The sequence below is a fragment of the Micromonospora sp. HM5-17 genome, from assembly GCF_003762835.1.
Taxonomy (GTDB): domain Bacteria; phylum Actinomycetota; class Actinomycetes; order Mycobacteriales; family Micromonosporaceae; genus Plantactinospora.
Map to the genome: position 1 here is coordinate 85,774 of NZ_RJWA01000013.1, position 18,407 is coordinate 104,180.

At 71.7% G+C, this 18,407-nt stretch carries 20 protein-coding genes and 1 pseudogene; 3 read left to right on the forward strand and 18 right to left on the reverse strand.

Going from position 1 to position 18,407, the window contains the following annotated elements:
- Positions 1–13: 13 nt before the first annotated feature.
- From EF879_RS25210 to pyrR, 3 genes are read right to left on the reverse strand one after another with little or no spacing between them, the layout of a single operon-like run.
- Positions 14–1,348 (reverse strand): dihydroorotase, encoded by a 1,335-nt coding sequence (locus EF879_RS25210; RefSeq protein ID WP_123562854.1) that lies wholly within the window; start codon positions 1,346–1,348, stop codon positions 14–16.
- Positions 1,345–2,265 carry an aspartate carbamoyltransferase catalytic subunit gene (locus EF879_RS25215; RefSeq protein ID WP_123562856.1) on the reverse strand — a complete coding sequence of 307 codons (921 nt, stop codon included), beginning with the start codon at positions 2,263–2,265 and terminating at the stop codon, positions 1,345–1,347. Before EF879_RS25215 ends, EF879_RS25210 begins: the two co-directional genes overlap by 4 nt.
- Entirely contained in the window at positions 2,262–2,849 is a 588-nt protein-coding gene (gene pyrR, locus EF879_RS25220) for a bifunctional pyr operon transcriptional regulator/uracil phosphoribosyltransferase PyrR (protein ID WP_370375559.1), read from the reverse strand. The genes EF879_RS25215 and pyrR overlap by 4 nt, the downstream gene beginning before the upstream one ends.
- Before the next feature lie 283 nt (positions 2,850–3,132).
- Here pyrR and EF879_RS25225 point away from each other — a divergent pair, with 283 nt between their 5' ends.
- Positions 3,133–3,621, forward strand: coding sequence for a transcriptional regulator (locus tag EF879_RS25225; protein ID WP_123562858.1), 489 nt, complete (start codon positions 3,133–3,135; stop codon positions 3,619–3,621).
- A gap of 396 nt (positions 3,622–4,017) precedes the next feature.
- Here the strand turns inward: EF879_RS25225 and nusB are convergent, their stop codons facing one another.
- The 8 genes from nusB to EF879_RS25265 form a co-directional block, all read right to left on the reverse strand.
- A complete protein-coding gene (gene nusB / locus EF879_RS25230) occupies positions 4,018–4,425 on the reverse strand; it encodes a transcription antitermination factor NusB (protein WP_199736605.1) in 408 nt (135 codons plus the stop codon).
- Positions 4,426–4,448: 23 nt separating this feature from the next.
- Positions 4,449–5,006, reverse strand: coding sequence for an elongation factor P (gene efp / locus EF879_RS25235; RefSeq protein WP_123562862.1), 558 nt, complete (start codon positions 5,004–5,006; stop codon positions 4,449–4,451).
- Between the two features lie 168 nt (positions 5,007–5,174).
- A complete protein-coding gene (aroQ, locus tag EF879_RS25240) occupies positions 5,175–5,606 on the reverse strand; it encodes a type II 3-dehydroquinate dehydratase (RefSeq protein WP_123562864.1) in 432 nt (143 codons plus the stop codon).
- Positions 5,603–6,694 (reverse strand): 3-dehydroquinate synthase, encoded by a 1,092-nt coding sequence (gene aroB, locus EF879_RS25245; RefSeq protein WP_123562866.1) that lies wholly within the window; start codon positions 6,692–6,694, stop codon positions 5,603–5,605. The genes aroQ and aroB overlap by 4 nt, the downstream gene beginning before the upstream one ends.
- A gap of 135 nt (positions 6,695–6,829) precedes the next feature.
- Positions 6,830–7,351: a hypothetical protein gene (locus EF879_RS25250; protein WP_233604741.1), complete on the reverse strand. Its 522-nt coding sequence runs from the start codon at positions 7,349–7,351 to the stop codon at positions 6,830–6,832.
- On the reverse strand, positions 7,344–8,732 hold the full coding sequence (locus EF879_RS25255) for a hypothetical protein (protein ID WP_148086551.1): 1,389 nt from the start codon (positions 8,730–8,732) through the stop codon (positions 7,344–7,346). The genes EF879_RS25250 and EF879_RS25255 overlap by 8 nt, the downstream gene beginning before the upstream one ends.
- Positions 8,733–8,738: 6 nt before the next feature.
- The gene (locus EF879_RS25260; RefSeq protein WP_123562870.1) at positions 8,739–9,074 is read right to left on the reverse strand and encodes a hypothetical protein; all 336 of its coding nucleotides are present in this window, start codon (positions 9,072–9,074) and stop codon (positions 8,739–8,741) included.
- 125 nt (positions 9,075–9,199) lie between these two features.
- A complete protein-coding gene (locus EF879_RS25265) occupies positions 9,200–9,574 on the reverse strand; it encodes a helix-turn-helix domain-containing protein (protein ID WP_123562872.1) in 375 nt (124 codons plus the stop codon).
- A gap of 118 nt (positions 9,575–9,692) precedes the next feature.
- On the opposite strand from EF879_RS25265, the gene EF879_RS25270 reads away from it, so the two are divergent.
- A complete protein-coding gene (locus EF879_RS25270) occupies positions 9,693–10,550 on the forward strand; it encodes an SDR family oxidoreductase (protein WP_123562874.1) in 858 nt (285 codons plus the stop codon).
- Between the two features lie 178 nt (positions 10,551–10,728).
- On the opposite strand, the gene EF879_RS25275 is transcribed toward EF879_RS25270, so the two are convergent.
- Genes EF879_RS25275 through EF879_RS25285 form a run of 3 tightly spaced genes read right to left on the reverse strand, consistent with a single transcriptional unit; the run spans position 10,729 to position 13,005 of the window.
- Positions 10,729–11,250 (reverse strand): shikimate kinase, encoded by a 522-nt coding sequence (locus EF879_RS25275; protein ID WP_123562876.1) that lies wholly within the window; start codon positions 11,248–11,250, stop codon positions 10,729–10,731.
- On the reverse strand, positions 11,250–12,428 hold the full coding sequence (aroC, locus tag EF879_RS25280) for a chorismate synthase (protein ID WP_123562906.1): 1,179 nt from the start codon (positions 12,426–12,428) through the stop codon (positions 11,250–11,252). Before aroC ends, EF879_RS25275 begins: the two co-directional genes overlap by 1 nt.
- A gap of 4 nt (positions 12,429–12,432) precedes the next feature.
- The gene (locus EF879_RS25285) at positions 12,433–13,005 is read right to left on the reverse strand and encodes a MarR family winged helix-turn-helix transcriptional regulator (protein ID WP_123562878.1); all 573 of its coding nucleotides are present in this window, start codon (positions 13,003–13,005) and stop codon (positions 12,433–12,435) included.
- Positions 13,006–13,230: 225 nt separating this feature from the next.
- On the opposite strand from EF879_RS25285, the pseudogene EF879_RS25290 reads away from it, so the two are divergent.
- Positions 13,231–14,424: pseudogene (locus tag EF879_RS25290) on the forward strand (multidrug effflux MFS transporter); the annotation flags it as partial.
- A gap of 22 nt (positions 14,425–14,446) precedes the next feature.
- Here EF879_RS25290 and EF879_RS25295 read toward each other — a convergent pair.
- From EF879_RS25295 to EF879_RS25310, 4 genes are all read right to left on the reverse strand, one after another.
- Positions 14,447–15,277 carry a shikimate dehydrogenase gene (locus tag EF879_RS25295; protein WP_123562882.1) on the reverse strand — a complete coding sequence of 277 codons (831 nt, stop codon included), beginning with the start codon at positions 15,275–15,277 and terminating at the stop codon, positions 14,447–14,449.
- 1 nt (position 15,278) lies between these two features.
- A complete protein-coding gene (gene mltG / locus EF879_RS25300; RefSeq protein WP_123562884.1) occupies positions 15,279–16,499 on the reverse strand; it encodes an endolytic transglycosylase MltG in 1,221 nt (406 codons plus the stop codon).
- The gene (gene ruvX, locus EF879_RS25305; protein ID WP_123562908.1) at positions 16,496–16,957 is read right to left on the reverse strand and encodes a Holliday junction resolvase RuvX; all 462 of its coding nucleotides are present in this window, start codon (positions 16,955–16,957) and stop codon (positions 16,496–16,498) included. The genes mltG and ruvX overlap by 4 nt, the downstream gene beginning before the upstream one ends.
- A gap of 157 nt (positions 16,958–17,114) precedes the next feature.
- The coding region (locus tag EF879_RS25310; RefSeq protein ID WP_233604742.1) for a DHHA1 domain-containing protein at positions 17,115–18,407 on the reverse strand (1,293 nt) is incomplete at its 5' end.

An 18,407-nucleotide genomic window follows, 5' to 3' on the forward strand; every position in this document is an offset into this window, starting at 1 on the left:
CTCCTCGTTCGGATCACTTCACGGCCTTTCCGTCCAGCACCGTCGGCTCGCCGCGCAGGAACGTCGCGACGACCCGGCCGGGCAGCGTCATCCCGGCGTACGGGGTGTTGCGGCTGCGGCTGGCCAGCTCGCCCGGATCCACCGTCCGCCGGGCGGCCGGGTCCACCAGGGTCAGGTTGGCCGGCACCCCGGGCGCGGGGTCACGACCGTGCTCGGTCAGCCCGGCGATCCGGGCCGGGGTGCGGGACATCCGCTCGGCGATCAGGTCCCAACGCTCGCCGACGACGGCGAGCAGCACCGACAGCGCCGTCTCGAGGCCGAGCATTCCCGGCCGGGCGTACGCCCACTCGCACTCCTTGTCCTCCAGTGCGTGCGGTGCGTGGTCGGTGGCGACGACGTCGATGATCCCGTCGACGAGTGCCTGGCGCAGCGCCGCCACGTCGCTGGCGGTCCGCAGCGGGGGGTTGACCTTGAAGACCGGGTCGTAGCTGGTGGTCGGTCGCCAGGTGCCCGCGAGTTCGGGGGTGCCCAGCACCGCCCTCCCGGCCACGAGCTCGTCGGTGAGGAGCAGGTGGTGCGGGGTGACCTCGGCGGTGACCCGGACCCCGCGCGCCTTGGCGTGTCGGAGCACCTCGACGCTGCCGGCCGTGGAGACGTGGCAGACGTGCAACCGGCTGCCGACGTGTTCGGTGAGGAGGACGTCGCGGGCGATGATCGCCTCCTCGGCGACCGCCGGCCAGCCGGTCAGGCCGAGCCGCGTCGCGACCTCGCCCTCGTGCATCTGGGCGCCGACGGTCAGCCGCGGCTCCTCGGCGTGCTGGGCGATGATCCCGTCGAACGCCTTGACGTATTCCAGGGCCCGACGCATGAGCCGGGGGTCGGCGACGCAGTGCCCGTCGTCGGAGAAGATCCGGACCCGGGCCGCCGAGGAGGCCATCGCACCCAGTTCGGCCAGGTGCTCACCGGCCAGCCCGACGGTGACCGCGCCGATCGGCTGCACGTCGACCAGGCCGGCCTCGCGACCGAGCCGCCACACCTGCTCGACCACGCCGGCGGTGTCGGCGACGGGGGAGGTGTTGGCCATCGCGCACACCGCGGTGTAGCCGCCGAGCGCGGCGGCGCGGGAGCCGGACTCGACCGTCTCGGCGTCCTCCCGCCCCGGCTCGCGCAGGTGGGTGTGCAGGTCGACCAGGCCGGGGAGCGCGACCAGCCCGTCGGCGTCGACCACGGTCGCACCCGGGGCGGTCAGGCCGTGCCCGGCCTCGGCCACCACGCCGTCGCGCAGCAGCAGGTCGGTCGGCGCGGCGCCGACCACCCGGACGCCCCGGATCAGGTACGACTCGGTCATGTCAGTCCCCCCAGCAGCAGATACAGCACGGCCATCCGGACGGAGACCCCGTTGGTGACCTGTTCGACGATGGTGGAGCGGGGTGAGTCGGCGACCTCGGGGGCGATCTCCATACCCCGGTTCATCGGTCCGGGGTGCATGACGATCGCGTGGTCCGGCAGCCGGCGCATCCGGGGCCCGTCCAGGCCGTAGCGCCGGGCGTACTCACGGGCCGACGGGAAGTAGGAGTCGTCCATCCGCTCCCGCTGCACCCGCAGCATCATCACCACGTCGGCGGTGGGGAGGACGGCGTCCAGGTCGTACGAGACCTCGGTGCCGGGGGCCAGCGCGGTGCCGATGTCGACCGGGATCAGCGTCGGCGGCCCGACCAGCGTCACCTTGGCGCCGAGGGTGGCGAGCAGCAGCACGTTGGAGCGCGCGACCCGGCTGTGCAGCACGTCACCGACGACCGCGACGTGCAGCCCGGCGATCCGGCCCAGCCGCGACCGCATCGTGTACGCGTCGAGCAGCGCCTGGGTGGGGTGTTCGTGGATGCCGTCCCCGGCGTTGATGACGGAGCCGTCCACCCAGTTCGCCAGCCGGTGCGGCGCCCCGGAGGCGGGGTGGCGCACCACCACCGCGTCGGCCCCCATCGCCTGAAGCGTCAACGCGGTGTCCTTCAGGCTCTCGCCCTTGGAGACGCTGGAGCCCTTGGCCGAGAAGTTGATCACATCGGCGGAGAGCCGCTTGGCGGCCGCCTCGAACGAGATGCGGGTCCGGGTCGAGTCCTCGTAGAAGAGGTTGACCACGGTCCGGCCACGCAGCGCGGGAAGCTTCTTCACCTCGCGCCCGGCGACGTTGGCCATCTCGGCCGCGGTGTCCAGGATCAGGGTGGCGGTGGCCGCGTCGAGGTCGGCCCCGGACAGGAGGTGTTTCACGACTGCGCCCGCCCTGCGATCAGTCGGACCTCGTCGCTGCCGTCGGTCTCGGCGAGGGTCACCTTGACGCTCTCGGACAGCGCGGTCGGGATGTTCTTGCCCACGTAGTCGGCGCGGATCGGCAGCTCGCGGTGGCCGCGGTCGACCAGGACGGCGAGCTGCACCGAACTGGGCCGGCCGAGGTCGTTCAGCGCGTCCAGCGCGGCCCGGACGGTGCGGCCCGAGAAGAGCACGTCGTCGACGAGGATCACCCGCTTGCCGTCGATCCCCCCACGGGGGACCTCGGTCGGCCCGACCGCGCGAACGGCGTGACGCCGGAGGTCGTCGCGGTAGAGCGTGATGTCCAGCACACCGACCGGCGCCTCGATCCCCTCGAAGGCGCTGATCCGGGCGGCCAGCCGGCGGGCCAGCGGGGCGCCCCGGGTGGGGATGCCGAGCAGGACGGTGTCGGCGGCACCCTGGGTCTTCTCCAGGATCTGGTGGGCGATCCGGTCCACCATCCGGGCCAGCTCGGCGCTGGTGAGGATCACCTTCACGGACGGTGGTGGTACCGGCTGCGGCTGGGCAGCCTGCGGGTACGCCACGGGCGGACCTCCTTCCCCGCCTCACGGGACGGGTCGTTAAAGGACGTCGGACCTCCGGCACCTGGCGGCGTGCCCGGACCGGGGCTTCAGCCACGTTACCACTGGCCACGGGGCCGACCCCGACCGGTGGCTGACCGAGCGGTCAGCCGAGACAAAACGGCAGGCAGAACCCGATCTTTGCAATAGGTAGGTAACTAGCACTTGACCGCGTGTCGTTATCCCCGTACCGTCACGCTCCGTAGCGATCGCTGGGGAGATCCCCGACCAGCACTGGGAGTGCCGAATGCCCTCTGAATACGCCAAGTCGTTGGGCGCGCGCCTGCGCTCGATCCGTCAGCAGCAGGGCCTGTCCCTGCAGGGGGTGGAGGAAAAGTCCAACGGGCGGTGGAAAGCCGTCGTCGTCGGCTCGTACGAGCGGGGCGACCGAGCCGTCACGGTGTCGCGTCTCGCCGAACTCGCCGACTTCTACCGGGTACCCGTCTCGGAGCTGCTGCCGGACGGCAGTGGCGTTCGTCACGAGCCGACCAGCAAGATCGTTCTCGATCTGGAGCGGCTCTACGACGACACCTCCGAGGAACTCGCCTACGTCGCGCGCTACGCCCGGGCCATCCAGCAGCAGCGCGGTGACTACAACGGGCGGGTACTGTCGATTCGCGCGGACGACCTGCGGGCGCTCGCGATCGTCTACGACTCCTCCCCCTCCGGTCTGATCGAGCGGCTCACCGAACACGGCGTACTCGTCGCCGACCCTCGGGCGCTCTTCACCTCCTGAGGTAACGCGCTGACCAGCGGGGCCCGGGTCCACCGGCCCCGCTGGTCGTCCGGGAGCACCGGACCGGAACCCTGGCGAGTGCCCGGGCCGCCGGACGGGAACATCCGGGCTCCGGACGCCGACGATCATCACTGCCCGCCATGGCCGGCCACCGCCCAACACGACCATGGGAGGCAGACCATGTCACAGGCCGGTACGGGTGATGTCGACCACCGCGGCCGGTCAGACTCCACTGCCGCGCCCGGCCGGCTGGCCGGACGCGCGCTGCCCGGCAGCACATCGGCCGGCTCGCCGGCTCGGGGCACGTCACCTCGACAACCGGGAAACCCGCTGAGCACGGTCGGCGCCGGCCCGGCCACCCGGCAAGGGCCACGTCACCCGCTGATCCCGTCCGGGTCAGCGGGTGGCGTAATCGGCGATCCGGCCCAGGACGCCGTTGAGGAAGCGGGGTGAGTCGTCGGTCGACATCTGCCGAGCGAGCTCGACGGCCTCGCTGATCGCCACCGCGTCGTCGATCTCGTCGACGTAGAGCAGCTCGTAGATGGCGATCCGGGCGAGGTTGCGGTCGACGACCGGCATCCGATCCAGCGTCCAGCCCTCGGCGTAGCTCTCGATCAGCTCGTCGATCCGGCTCTGGTGTGCCGCCACGCCCTCGACCAGCCCGATCGCGTAGCTCAGGTGCTCTGGCCGCTGTTCGAGCCGTTGTAGATAGCTGGCCAGCACCTCGACCGCCGGGCGGGCCCGCAGGTCCGCCTCGTAGAGGACGTCCAGCGCCCGCTTGCGCGCCTTGCGGCGCGCCGGCATCTGCTGCTTGGGCCCCTCGGCCATCAGGCCCGGCCGAGGTAGCGCCCGTCGCGGGTGTCGACCTTGATCTTCTCACCCGTGGTGATGAAGAGCGGCACCTGGACGGTCGCGCCGGTCTCGACGGTCGCCGGCTTGGTGCCGCCGGTCGACCGGTCACCCTGCAGGCCCGGCTCGGTGTACGTCACCTCGAGCACGACGCTGGCGGGCAGCTCGACGTAGAGCGGCACACCCTCGTGGGTGGCGACGATCACCTCGGCCTCGGGCAGGAGGTACTTGGCTGCCTCGCCGACCGTGCCGCCGGGCACGGTGATCTGGTCGTACGTCTCCAGGTCCATGAAGACGTAGTCCTCACCGTCGGCGTAGAGGTACTGCATCGTGCGCTTGTCGACGGTGGCCGTGTCGACCTTGGTGCCCGCGTTGAACGTCTTGTCGACGACCTTGCCGGAGAGCACGTTCTTGAGCGTGGTGCGGACGAACGCACCGCCCTTGCCGGGCTTGACGTGCTGGAACTCCACGACGGTCCAGAGCTCGCCGTCGAGGTTGAGAACCAGGCCGTTCTTGAGGTCGTTGGTGGTGGCCATTTCCTGCCTTGATCTTCAGGTCGGCGGACAGACCTGGCAAGTCTACTAGGAGTGCGGGGCCGGTCTTGACCAGGTCACGACGGGAGCGTGGGCCGGCCCGGGACGTGCCGTTTTGCCCCGTTCGACGCCGGAACCGTGCCTCCGGGGTGGTCGGGTCGCGTGCCGGGATCAGCCGCGGCGCCGCGCGAGGTGCAGCAGGGCCAACCGGTAGCCGTCCACGCCGAGGCCGCAGATCACCCCGGTGGCGACCGCGGAGACCACCGAGTGGTGCCGGAACTCCTCACGGGCGTGGATGTTGGAGATGTGCACCTCGACCAGCGGTCCGCGCAGCATCGCGCAGGCGTCCCGGATCGCGTACGAGTAGTGCGACCAGGCACCGGGGTTGAGCACCACCGCCGCCCCCTCGTCCGCCGCGGCGTGCAGCCAACCGAGCATCTCGTGCTCGGCGTCGGTCTGCCGTACCTCCACGTCGAGCCCGAGTTCCCGGCCGGTGGCCTCGCAGTCGGCCACCAGCTCGGCGTAGCTGGTCACCCCGTACACGTCGACCTGGCGGGTGCCGAGCCGGCCCAGGTTCGGCCCGTTGAGGACGTACACCTTCACGCCGCCTCACCGCCCTCGGCCACCTCCGCGTACGCCTCCCGGAGCAGCCCGTCGTCCGGTCCCTCGAGAATGGCGGTCCGGGCCAGCCCGTCCAGTACGACGAAGCGCAGCCGGTCGCCCCGGGCCTTCTTGTCCACCCGCATCGTGGCCAGCAGCTCCGGCCAGGCGTCGGCCCGGTACGAGGTGGGCAGCCCGAGCGTGGTGAGCAGGCTCCGGTGCCGGACCGCGGTCGGGGCGTCCAGCCGTCCCGTCCGGCGGGCCAACGCGGCGGCGTAGACCATGCCAACCGAGATGGCGTGCCCGTGCCGCCAGCGGTACCCCTCGGCCTTCTCGATGGCGTGCCCGAGCGTGTGCCCGTAGTTGAGGATCTCCCGCCGGCCCGCCTCGCGGAGGTCGCCGGAGACCACCTCGGCCTTCACCCGGATCGCCCGCTCGACCAGTTCCCGCACCACCGGGCCGGTCGGGTCGACGGCGGCCACCGGGTCGTCCTCGATCAGGTCGAGGATCGCCGGGTCGGCGATGAAGCCGCACTTGACCACCTCGGCCAGACCCGCGGTCAGGTCGACCGCCGGCAGCGAGCCCAGCATCGCCAGGTCGCAGAGGACCCCGACCGGCGGGTGGAAGGCCCCCACCAGGTTCTTGCCCGCCGCCGTGTTGACGCCGGTCTTGCCGCCGACGGCGGCGTCGACCATGCCGAGCAGCGAGGTCGGAACCGGAACCCAGCGGACCCCGCGCAGCCAGCAGGCCGCGACGAAGCCGGCGAGGTCGGTCGCGGCGCCCCCGCCAACCCCGACGACCGCGTCGGTGCGGGTGAAGCCCGCCGCGCCCAGCCGCTCCCAGCACCGGGCGGCGACCTCGATGCTCTTGCCGGCCTCGGCGTCCGGCACCTCGAGGGCCAGCGGGCGGATCCCGGCGGCACCGAGCCGCTCGACCAGGTCGTCGGCGTGCGCCTTCAGCGGCGGGGCGTGCAGCACCGCGACCCGCTCGGCACCGGGCAGCAGCGGCGGCAGCGCGGCCAGCAGGTCACGCCCCACGAGTACGTCGTACGGCCGGTCGCCGCCGACGGCGATGCGGGTCAGCTCGTCCATCGCCTGATGAGCCTAGAGGATTCCCGTGTCCCCGCGTCCACGCCGCGGTGACGAACCCGGGTACGGCGTCGACCCGCGGACGGAAGGCAACCCGCCGGCGTGCGTCGCGGCCGACGCTACCGGGAGCGGCCGACGCTACCGGGAGTTGACGTTGAGGTAGACGGTGCCGCTGGCGAGGTCGAGGTAGACGTCGCCGCTGTACCGGGCGGTGCAGACCTCCGACTCGAACTGCCCGTTGTACCGCCAGTCGCCGGCCGGCGGCGCGAGCGGGCGCAGCGCGTCGGCCAGCTTCGCGTCCCAGCCCGCGGGAGCCTCCTCCCAGCGGTATCCCGCCCGCGCCGCCGCCAGGTCCTCCGGCCGCAGCACCACCAGACCCTGGATCAGCACGTCCGACGGCCCGGGCACGCCGGAACCGCCGATCGTCGAGCCCAGCCAGTGCACCTCGCTGAAGTCTCCCAGCCGGGGAAACCGACGAGCGATCGGCTCCCGATCCGTGCGGACGGCTCCTGCGGACATACCGCTTCCTTCCGTAGCTGGTGTCCCCTGCATGCCCCGGGACACCGGTGGCGTCGCGACCGGCTGGTCGGTGCAGCCGACCAGGCCGGTGAACGCCACCAGGCCGACGAGGACGATGCCGAGAGACCGCTGGTCAACCACTGTTCCGCCCGTCCATCCGATCCTCGCCGGGCGCGTTGCGGTCCGTGCCTCCGTCGCCGGACACCTGGACACTGCCCGGGTCACCGATCGTCCACGTCACCGTCCGCTCCACCTCGCCGTACGTGCGGAACTCCTTCGCCCACCCGAGGGTGGAGAAGCGGCCGTTCTCGTTGTCCGGGGCGCCGGTGGCGATGTCGTTGGCATCGGCGTTGAAGTTGTACACGTCCTCGGCGTGAACCTTGATCTTCATGGTCACCTGGTTGCCGTTCACCACCACGTCCGAGGTGCCGTACACCGTGTGGTCGCCCAACGTCTTCTGCCAGTTCTCGGTGCTGGCCGGATACTCGCCGACGAGCTTGCGCGCCGATGTCGGGTCCCCCGTCATCTGGAAGGCGGTCTGTCCGGTCTCTCGGTAGATCCGTTCCGCCTCCCTCCGCGCCAACGCGATCTCGTTGTCGACCGCCTTACGCACGTTCGCGTCCTCGGTGTACGCCTCCTCGTAGTCGATACGCAGATCGGTGCCCGTGCCGTCCATGTAGTGGGCGTAGGCGTCGGTCGCGTCGTCGAGATCCGGCCGGCCTGCCTGGGCCGCCCGGAGCATGAGCCGCCACTTGTTCCAGCTCAGGTAGTCACCAGCGGTCGGCTCCGCGTTCGGATCGTACGGGAAGTCGCTGTCGAAGGTCAGGGACGGTTTCGTCGGCGGGCCGATGTGGTACTTGTTGCCCGTGCCGACGTCCTCCAGCCCCGGCGTCTTGTCGACGATCTCCCCACTCAGCTTCGAGTTGGCGAGAAAGTCCGGAAGCATCTCGTAGGCCGCCTTCAACCGGGGCAGCGCGTCCCTGCGCGCCTCGGTCTCCAGCCGGATCGCGTCGTCGTACGCGGTGGTGGCGGCGTTCCACAGGGCGTCGGCCTGGGGGCGAACCTTGTCGATCGCGTCCCGCTGCCCGAGCTCGATCAGAAAGTCGCTGGGCCCGGTGGTGGACCGCAGGTCGTGCCACTGGCGCAGTGGATCGGCGACGCGGACCACGAGCGACTGGGTGGCGACGATCGGTGCGATCAGGTCTCCCAGCGACTTCTCGGCGGCGATCCCCTCCGCCACCCGCCGTTTGGCCCGTTCCTGAGCCTCGGCGTAGTCGATGATCGCCGCCCCGGCCTTGTCGAACCCGTCGTGGAGTCCCTCGGCCAGGTCGATTGTCTCGTTGAGCCGCCTCTCGTACAGGTCCCGGGCATCGGACCGCCACTCCACCTTTCCGGACAGCCCGGTGAGCGTGGGCAGCGCGGACTTGATGATCCCTTTCGTACGGAGACATTCCTCGCCGACCGCCCGGACGTGAGCAGGATTCATCTCCTCGATGTACTCGACCGCGTCTCGGTAGGCCATGACCACTCAGTCTTTCCGCTGTTCCGCCGTCTTGAGAGTCGAATGGACAAGGAACTGCGTCATCTTCTGCTCCGCGGCGGCATCGGTCTTCTGGTATCCGCCGGCCGCCGCGTCGACCCGACTGGAAAGCGCCGACAGGAGGGCCAGCACGTCCTGGTACTGGTCGTGGGCGAAGCGCCCGAAGGTGCTCATCGCCTTGGCCAGGTCGGGATGACTGGCTGGCGCATCGGCCCAGTCGAGCAGAAAGAGATGAAATTGGCCGACGCGTAGATCGTGGGCGAGATCGTGCATGGTGGCGGCGGCGCCCTTAAGGGTGGAGGGATCGACCTGGAAATCTGACACCCAGACCTCCTTCGATTCGGAATCGAAGACTACCGGGCGCCGACAGCGAAAACCAGAATGGCCGGCGAAAGATAATGATCCTTTGTGTCCGCCGGTAGCGGGCGGTGTCTGCGCCTGCCGACGCGTCACCGACGGTTGGCGTTCACCTCGGCCTCGACCATCTCGATCAGGTCGACGATCGCCGCGGCCACCCGCGCCCCGAACGGCGTCAGGCTGTATTCCACATGCGGCGGAATCGTCGTGTACACCTCACGGCGTACCAGCCCGTCGCGTTCCAGGGCCTGCAGGGTCTGGGCGAGCATCTTCTCGCTGACCCCGTCGACCCGGCGACGGAGCGCGTTGAACCGGTAGGCGCCCTCGTGCAGGGCAGCCAGGGCGAGTATGCCCCACTTGCCGGCGATGTTCTCCACGATGCGACGCGAGGCGCAGTCGCGGGCGAAGACATCCGCGACCATCGCGTCGTCGCCGTCACACCCGTCGGCCGGGACCTCCTTCGCCATGGCCTCAACGGTAGCGGTCGCAGCCCACAGCCCGAGGTGATGACGCTCACTCTGTCGCCGCGCTGTGGAAAAGTTAGTACAGTCTGGTTGGTAATCGCTGGTTCGCGGAGGAGCTGTCATGATCGTTGTCACCGGAGCGACCGGCCACTACGGGCCGTTGGCCATCGAGGAACTGCTGGCGCGGGGCGTTCCCGCCGGGCAGATCGTCGCCGCCGCCCGCGACCCGCAGAAGGCGACCGCGCTGGCCGCCCGCGGCGTCCAGGTGCGCCGGGCCGACTACACCGACCCGGAGAGCCTCGCCAGTGCCCTGTCCGGAGCCGAGAAACTGCTCTTCGTCTCCGGCAGCGAGGTCGGACAGCGGGTGCCCCAGCACCGCAACGTCGTCGAGGCCGCGACGGCGGCGGGGGTACGGCTGATCGCCTACACCAGCATCCTCAACGCCGACACCACCGGCATCCGGCTGGCCGACGAGCACAGGGCGACCGAGGCGATGATCCGCGACTCGGGCGTGCCGTACGTCCTGCTCCGCAACACCTTCTACCTGGAGGTCTACACCGCGGCGCTGCCTCAGGCCGTGGAACACGGCGCGCTCGTCGAGGCCACCGGCGACGGCCGGATCTCCGCCGCCACCCGCGCCGACCTCGCCGCCGCGGCCGCCGTCGTGCTGACCACCGAGGGGCACGAGAACCGGGTGTACGAACTGGGCGGCGCGCCCGCCATCACCCTGGCCGAACTGGCCGCCGAAGCCAGTCGCCAGTCCGGTCGCCCGATCGCCTTCCGCAACCTGTCGCAGGCGGAGTACGTCGACTTCCTCGCCGGCGTCGGTGTGCCGAGGGCGGCGGCCGAGTATTACGCCGACGCCAGCATCGGGGCGTCCCGCGGAGACCTCTACACCGACAGCGACGACCTGCCGCGTCTGCTTGGCCGCGCCACCACGCCGCTGGCCGAGGCCGTCGCCGCGGCGCTCAAGGACTGAGCCCCACCGGCCCGGCTCCGAGACAGGTGCGCGGAGCCGGGCCTCCCGGCCCGGAGGCGAATTCGGCGGCCCGGCACGGGGCACGCCGGGCTCGCCGCGTGCACCGCTGTCCACCCGGAACGGTGTCGACGAACGAGACCGGGGCCTGCTCGGTCGCCGTACTCTCCGGAACTCGCCGTCACTCGGCGGAGGCGCCGGAGCCGCGCAACCGGGCCACGATCTCCTCGGCGACCTGCTCCGGGGTCCGGCCGTCGGTGACCACCGTCCAGGTGGCCACCTCGGCGTAGAGCGGGCGGCGCTGGTCGAGCAGGTGCTTCAGGGTGGCCCGGGGATTGAGCGCCAGCAGCGGCCGGCCGGTGCCGAGGCCGACCCGGCGGACCGCGTCGGGAAGCTCCACCGACAGGTAGATCACGCGGTGCCCGGCCAACGCGGCACGGGTCTCCTCGGCCAGGATCGCACCGCCGCCGAGCGCGAGCACCCCGTCGAACGATCCCAGCGCCGTCGCCACCGCCGCGCGCTCGAGAGCCCGGAAGTGCTCCTCACCGTCGTCGACGAAGATCTCGGGGATACTCTTCCCGACCGTCGCCTCGATGTCGCTGTCTGTGTCCCGGAAGTCGACGCCGAGCTCCTTGGCGACCGCCAACCCGGTGCTGGTCTTGCCCGCTCCGGGGGGACCCACCAGAACGCAGACCGGGGCCATCAGCGGATCACCAGGTTGTCGAGGTAGCCGGCGACGTTGCGGCGGATCTCGGCGACCGAGTCGCCGCCGAACTTCTCCAGCGCCGCCTCGGCCAGCACCAACCCCACCATCGTCTCCGCGACCACGGCGGCGGCCGGTACCGCGCAGACGTCGGAGCGCTGGTTGATCGCGGTCGCCGGCTCGCCGGTCGCCACGTCCACCGTGGAGAGCGCGCGGTTCAGCGAGGAGATCGGCTTCATCGCCGCCCGGACCCGGAGCGGCTCGCCGGTAGTGATCCCGCCCTCCAGGCCGCCGGCCCGGTCGGTCACCCGGCGTACTCCGGTCGCGGTCGGGACGATCTCGTCGTGCGCGGCCGAGCCCCGGGACCGGGCCTGCTGCCAGGCGTCACCGATCTCCACACCCTTGATCGCCTGGATCGACATCAGCGCGGCGGCGAGCCGGGCGTCGAGCTTGCGGTCCCACTGGACGTGGCTGCCCAGGCCCGGCGGCACCCCGTACGCCAGGACCTCGACGATGCCACCGAGCGTGTCGGCGTCGGACTTGGCCGCGTCCACCTCGGCGACCATCCGGGCGCTCGCCTCCGGGTCGAGGCAGCGCAGCGGGTCGGCGTCGATCCGCTCCGCGTCCTCCGGGCGCGGTCGCAGGCCGGGCTTGGCGGCCACCGAGCCGAGTTCGACGACGTGCGAGACGATCTCGATGCCGAACGCCTGCCGGAGCAGCGCCCGGGCGACGGTCCCGACCGCGACCCGGGCGGCGGTCTCCCGCGCGCTGGCCCGCTCCAGGATCGGCCGGGCGTCGGTGTAGCCGTACTTCTGCATGCCGGCGAGGTCGGCGTGGCCGGGCCGGGGGCGGGTCAGTGGGGCGTTGCGGGCCTGCCCAACCAGCACCTCCGGGTCGACCGGGTCGGCGGCCATCACCGTCCGCCACTTGGGCCACTCGGAGTTGCCGACGCGGATCGCCACCGGGCTGCCCAGGGTGACCCCGTGGCGGAGGCCGCCGATGACCTCCACCTCGTCCTGTTCGAAGGACATCCGGGCCCCGCGCCCGTAGCCGAGCCGGCGCCGGGCCAGCTGCCGGGCGATCTCGTCGCTGGTCAACTCGATCCCGGCGGGTACGCCCTCCAGGATCGCGACGAGGGCTGGACCATGGGACTCTCCTGCGGTCAACCAGCGCAACACCAACCTAACCCTCTCCTCGTCGGGGCCGGACCGGCCGGCCGCCGGTCAAGTCTGGCACGACCGGGAGTTGGTCCTCGGCACCGCCGGTACCGTCCCGCTCTGCGGACCGCGCCACCTCACCGCGTTCGCGCTCGACGACGAGATCGACCAGCCGTCGCAGGTGCGGACCGGCCCGCAGGAGGTCCTGCCGGGCGGGTTCGTCGAGCCGGTCGAGCGCCGCGAGCAGCAGGTCACGCCGGTCCGCGGTGACCTTGGCGATCCGGTCGTACGCCGCCGGGGTGAGCCGGAGTCGGACCATCCGCCGGTTGCGCGGATCCCGGCTCCGCTCGAGCAGGCCGGCGTCGGCCAGGTCGCCGACCAGGGTGCTGACCGTGTTGGCCGCGCTGCCCAGCCGCTCGGCCGCCTCCTTGACGCTGATACCGGGGCAGCGCTCGACCAGGCGCAGCACCTCCACCTGGGCGTCCGGCAGCGGGGGGCGGCCCAGTCGCCGGGTCGTCGACCGGCGCAGCACCCGGTACAGGTCGGCGAGGGCGGTGCCGAGCGCCGCCACCGCCGCGAGGGTGGCGTCCTCGGTCATCTCCGTTCCTCCGCCGGTCCGCCCCGGCCGTTCGCCGGGTGCCCGTTTGCCGTCCGGCCACGCCACGTCACCGGGTCCGGCGGGCGGCGCCGTGCCCGCGAGCCCGTCCCGCCGTCCGGCGACGCGGTCGGCTTGCGTTCCTCGTCCCAACATCGTCTACTTCACACCGCAACATCTCTGCAAACAGAGCCAATAGTCGTCGTCGATTCAGCTTAGGGGGAGGTTGTGAACGCCCCACACCCCGCGGCGCCGGCCACGCGCGCCGCTCGCGCCGGACTCCTGGTCCTGCTCGGCACGCTCACCGCGGTCGGCCCCCTGTCCCTGGACATGTACCTGCCGGCGTTCCCCGCGATGACCGGCGCGCTCGACGCGACCCCGGCCGAGGTGCAGCTCTCCCTCACCACGTTCCTGTTCGGCCTCGCCCTCGGCCAACTGGTCACCGGACCGCTCAGCGATCGGTGGGGCCGCCGCCGCCCGGTGCTGGTCGGCGTCGCCGCGTACACCGCGGGCAGCCTGCTCTGCGCCCTCGCGCCCTCGGCCGGCGCGCTCGCGGCGCTGCGGCTGGCCCAGGGTGTCGCCAGCGGGATGGGCGTCGTCGTCGCCCGCGCCATCGTCCGGGATCTCTATTCGGGAGCAGCCGCGGCCCGCTACTTCTCCCGGTTGATCCTGATCTTCGGGGTCGCCCCGATCGCCGCGCCGGCCCTCGGCACGCTCGTGCTGCGCTTCGGCTCCTGGCGGATCGTCTTCGTCACCCTGACCGCCATCGGCGTGCTCCTCCTCGCGGCGGTGGCGTGGGGGCTCCCCGAAACCCTGCCCGCAGGACGCCGCGTCGCCGACGGACCGGGCGCCGCCGTCCGGGCGATGGCAGGGCTCCTCACCGACCGGATCTACCTCGGGTACGTCGTCACCCAGGGCCTCGCCTTCACCGCCCTGTTCGCGTACATCTCCGGGTCGTCCTTCGTCCTGCAGGACGTCTTCGCCGTCTCCGCCGGCTGGTTCAGCCTGATCTTCGGCCTCAACGCGGCCGGGATGACCGCGCTCGGTCAGCTCAACGCCCGGCTGCTCGACCGGTTCACCACCCGCCGGCTGCTCACCGTCGGCCTGTTCGTCGGCCTGCTCGCCGCCACCGGCCTGCTCGCCGGCTCGGCCGCCGGCAGCCTGCCCGCCGTCACGATCGCCCTCTTCGTCTTCGTCTCCAGCATCGGCATGACGCTGCCCAACGGGCTCGCCCTGGCCCTGGACCGTCACCCCCGGCGCGCCGGCACCGCCGCCGCACTGCTCGGCGCCCTGCAGCAGGCCATCGCCTCCGCGATCGCCCCGCTGGCCGCGATCGGACCGGACCACAGCGCGCTGCCGATGGCGGTCGTCATGCTCGGCGCCACCGCGCTGTCGGCGGTCGCGGTGCTCACCCTCACCCGTGGCGCGGCGCGGGCCGTTGACCCTACCGGCCCGCCCGTGCCGCAGCCAGTGCCGACCGCATCGCGGACACCGGGGCGGTGACGCCGGTGAACTGCTCGAACTGGCCGACCGCCTGGGCCAGCAGCAGGTCGAGGCCGGAGACGACCCGGCAGCCCGCGGCGGCCGCGCCCGCCGCGAGCGGGGTCGGCCACGGGTCGTAGACGACGTCGAAGACCACCATCTCGGGTCGCCAGGACCGGGCAGCCGGACCGAAGACGTCGGCCGCGCCCTTCGGCACCGTCGAGATCAACACGTCCGCCCGACCGGGGTCGGCCGGATCGTTCCAGTCCTCGACCTCGCACCGCAGCCCGAGCGTGGCGGCCAACCGGGCCAGCTCCTCCCCGGCGGCACGTCGGCGTACCCGACAGGTGACCCGGCCGGCCCGCAGCCGGACGGCGGCGGCGATCGCGGCCCGGGCGGTGCCGCCCGCACCGAGCAGCACGAACTCGGCCCCCTCCGGCACGCCGGCGCCGGTCAGCACGTCCACCATCCCCGGCACGTCGGTATTGTCGGCGGCCCAGGAACCGTCGGGACGCCGGACCAGCGTGTTGGCCGCGCCGACGGCGGCGGCGACCGGCGAGACCTCGCCGGCCACCGCGAGCGCCGCCTCCTTCAACGGCATGGTCAACGACAGCCCGGCCCACTCCGGGCCGAGACCGGCCACCCGGTCCGCCAGCTCGGCCTCGGCGCACTCGATCGCCGTGTACGACCATCCCGTGAGCCCGGCGGCGGCGTAGCCCGCGTTGTGGATCACCGGGGAGAGCGAGTGCGCGATCGGCTTTCCCAGCACCGCCGCCCGACGTTCCCGCACCACCTCAGAGCACGCCGTTCTCTCGGGCCTTCTGGATGTTCCGCTCGTGCTCCTCGTTCGTCTCAGCGAACTCCGAGTGGCCCTCCTTGTCGACCGCCACAAAGAAGAGCCACTTCCCCGGCGGCGGGTCCATCGCGCCCTTCAGCGCGTCCTTGCCCGGGTTGTTGATCGGGGTCGGGGTGAGCCCGGCCTTGCCGTGCATCCGGTACGGGTTGTTCTTGTCGAAGAGGTCGGCGTGGGTCATGTCCTTCGACGCCTTGGTCTTCTTGCCGGTCAGCTCCCAGTAGTAGTTGACCCCAACGTCGAACTCCAGGCAGTTCATCAGCCCGTTGCCGTTCTCGCAGTACAGCATGTTGCCGTACGCCCGGTTGTACGCCACCCGGGCGATCTTGCCGAGGTCGTCCTTGTTGCCCGCCTCCGCCTGGGCCAGCGAGGCCACGATCAGCGCCTCGTACGGGCTGATGCCGCCGCGCTTGGTCTCGACCGTCTTGACGAAGTCGATTTCCTCGGTGACCTCCAGGAAGCGCTGCACCATCTGCTTGAGGATCTCCTCAGCCGTGGCGTTCGGCAGCAGTTCGTAGCTGTCAGGGAAAGGGAAGAGGAATCCCTCGATCGACTTGGTGACCTTCTGATTGTCCTTACGGTTGAACCACCAGTCCGGTACCCCGAGCTCCTCCGGGTCCTTCGCCGCCTTCTCGAACTCCTTGACCGGGATCTTGGTACGTTCGGAGAGAAGCCTGAAGATCCGCTTCGCGGTGGTCCCCTCCGGGATGGTGAACAGGTTCGTCACCTTGCTCTTGGGATCGAGCAGGAGGGCCAGCGCCGCCGCGGCGCTCATCTGCTTGCGGACCTTGTAGAGGCCCGGCTGGATGTTCTGACTGCGGGAGTTCTCCTCGGCCGCCTCGATGAACGCCTTCGTGCTCTTGATGACACCGGCCTCGACCAGGGTGTTCGCGATGTCGGCGAGGGTCTGCCCGGCCTCGACCTGGACCTGCACCTCGCCCGTGCCGTTACCGTCGTAGTCGGGGGTGATGAAGTAGCCCTGGACCCGGTCGAAGCCGTACCAACCAACGCCGCCGAGCACGCCGAGCAGGACGAACGTCATCAGGAGCGCGGCCACCGTCCGCGACCGGCCCCCCTTGCGCTTCCTGTTCCGCTTGCGCTGGGCGCTGCGCCGGTGCCGTCCCTTCTCCATGGTCTCGTCGAACGCGAAATCGTCGATCATTCTGTCCGCCTCCGCTGCCTGTCTAGCCAGCTCTGCAGAATCTCCACCGCGGCCGCCTGATCGACCACCGCCCGTTTGCGTCGTCCGCGGACGCCCCGCTCGGTCAGCCTACGAGAAGCCACAACCGTGGACATCCTCTCATCCACCAGTTCGACCGGAACCGGGGCGACCGCGTCGGCCAGCCGCCGCGCGTACGCCTGCGCGTGCGCCGCGGCGGGACCGTACCCGCCGGCCAGGGTCACCGGCAGACCGACCACCACCGTGGCCACCTCATGACGTTCGACGAGCCGGGCAATCTCCGCGATGTCGGCCGGTGTCTTCTCGGGGTCGGTCGTGAGGTCCCGGGCCAGGGTGACCAGCGGGGTGGCCAGGATGCCGTCCGGGTCCGAGACCGCGATCCCCACCCGTGCCTGGCCGACGTCCACGCCGAGCCGCACCCCACGGCGACGCTCGGTCATCTGGATCCTCCGCATGGCCCGTCCGCCAGCAGTCCGGCTCCGCGCCGCGGGCGGGCCGTCGTGGCGGGAGATTCAACCACAACGGCCCGGCCCCGGGCATCCGCGGCCGGGGCGCGCCGGCGCCCCGACGGCCAGTCCTCGCCCTCGGCGTCGCACATCAGAGTTCGGCCAGCGCCTTCTCGACGGCGGCGAGGAGCGCGGGCGCCTCACTGGCGGGCAGGCCACCGCCCTGGGCCAGGTCGGCGTTGCCACCGCCCCGACCGGAGAGCGCCTCCTTGACCAGGGTGGCCGCCGAGGCACCCCGTTGCTTGGCGGCGCCGTTCACCGCGATCACGAGGGAGGCCTTGCCGCCGGACCGGGCTGCCACCGCCACCACCGCCGGACGCGCCGGGTCGATCTTGCCCCGGATCTCCTGGGCGAGGGTGCGGACGTCGTTGCCGGTCGCACCCTCCGGCGCCTCCGTGCCGACGTAGGCGATTCCCCGGACGTCCCGGGCCTGCTGGGCCAGCGTCGCCGCCCCGCTGAGGACCAACTGGGCGCGAAGCTTCTCCAGCTCCCGCTCCGCCTCCCGCAGCTGGGCGACGGTCTGCTCCACCCGGTCCGCCACCTGGTCGCCGGGGACCCGGTAGAGCTCGGCCAGCCGGGAGACCAGCAGGTGCTCCTTGGCCAGGAACCGGAAGGCGTCGAGCCCGACCAGCGCCTCGACCCGGCGGACCCCGGACCCGACCGACGACTCGGAGAGGATCTTCACCAGACCGAGCTGCGCCGAACGGGCGACGTGGGTACCGCCGCAGAGCTCCCGGGCGTAGTCGCCGACCTCGACGACCCGCACCTCGTCGCCGTACTTCTCGCCGAACAGCGCCATCGCGCCGAGCCGGCGCGCCTCCTCCTGCGAGGTGATGAAGGCCCGGACCTCCAGGTCGGCGAGGAGCACCTCGTTGATCTGCTGCTCGACGTCGGCCAGCACGCTGGGCGCCACGCCGGTCGGGGTGTGGAAGTCGAACCGCAGCCGGCCCGGGGCGTTCAGCGAGCCCGCCTGGGTGGCCGACTCACCGAGGAAGTTCCGCATCGTCTGGTGCACCAGGTGGGTGGCGGTGTGCGACCGGGAGATCGCCCGCCGCCGGGTCACGTCGATCTCGGCCAGCCCGGCCTCGCCCCGGCGGACCTCACCCCGGACCACCCGGGCCCGGTGCACGATCAGCCCGGGGATCGGCTGCTGCACGTCGAGCACCTCGAGCTGGCCACCGCCGACCGTGATGACCCCGAGGTCGGGCTGCTGACCACCGCCCTCGGCGTAGAACGGGGTCGCGTCGAGCACCAGCTCGACGGTCTCCCCCTCGCCGGCCACCTCAACCGGACCGGCGGCGCCGAGCAGCGCCCGGACCGCCGACTCCCGGGAGACCTCGGTGTAACCGGTGAACTGGACCGGACCGCCCGCGTCCAGCACCGC

Coding starts and splice junctions, on each gene's coding strand:
- EF879_RS25265 (WP_123562872.1), bottom strand. CDS start 9,574: ATGGCGAAGGAGGTCCCGGCCGACGGGTGTGACGGCGACGACGCGATG.
- efp (WP_123562862.1), bottom strand. CDS start 5,006: ATGGCCACCACCAACGACCTCAAGAACGGCCTGGTTCTCAACCTCGAC.
- EF879_RS25270 (WP_123562874.1), top strand. CDS start 9,693: ATGATCGTTGTCACCGGAGCGACCGGCCACTACGGGCCGTTGGCCATC.
- ruvX (WP_123562908.1), bottom strand. CDS start 16,957: ATGACCGAGCGTCGCCGTGGGGTGCGGCTCGGCGTGGACGTCGGCCAG.
- EF879_RS25255 (WP_148086551.1), bottom strand. CDS start 8,732: ATGGCCTACCGAGACGCGGTCGAGTACATCGAGGAGATGAATCCTGCT.
- aroB (WP_123562866.1), bottom strand. CDS start 6,694: ATGGACGAGCTGACCCGCATCGCCGTCGGCGGCGACCGGCCGTACGAC.
- EF879_RS25285 (WP_123562878.1), bottom strand. CDS start 13,005: ATGACCGAGGACGCCACCCTCGCGGCGGTGGCGGCGCTCGGCACCGCC.
- EF879_RS25225 (WP_123562858.1), top strand. CDS start 3,133: ATGCCCTCTGAATACGCCAAGTCGTTGGGCGCGCGCCTGCGCTCGATC.
- nusB (WP_199736605.1), bottom strand. CDS start 4,425: ATGCCGGCGCGCCGCAAGGCGCGCAAGCGGGCGCTGGACGTCCTCTAC.
- EF879_RS25275 (WP_123562876.1), bottom strand. CDS start 11,250: ATGGCCCCGGTCTGCGTTCTGGTGGGTCCCCCCGGAGCGGGCAAGACC.
- mltG (WP_123562884.1), bottom strand. CDS start 16,499: ATGATCGACGATTTCGCGTTCGACGAGACCATGGAGAAGGGACGGCAC.
- EF879_RS25210 (WP_123562854.1), bottom strand. CDS start 1,348: ATGACCGAGTCGTACCTGATCCGGGGCGTCCGGGTGGTCGGCGCCGCG.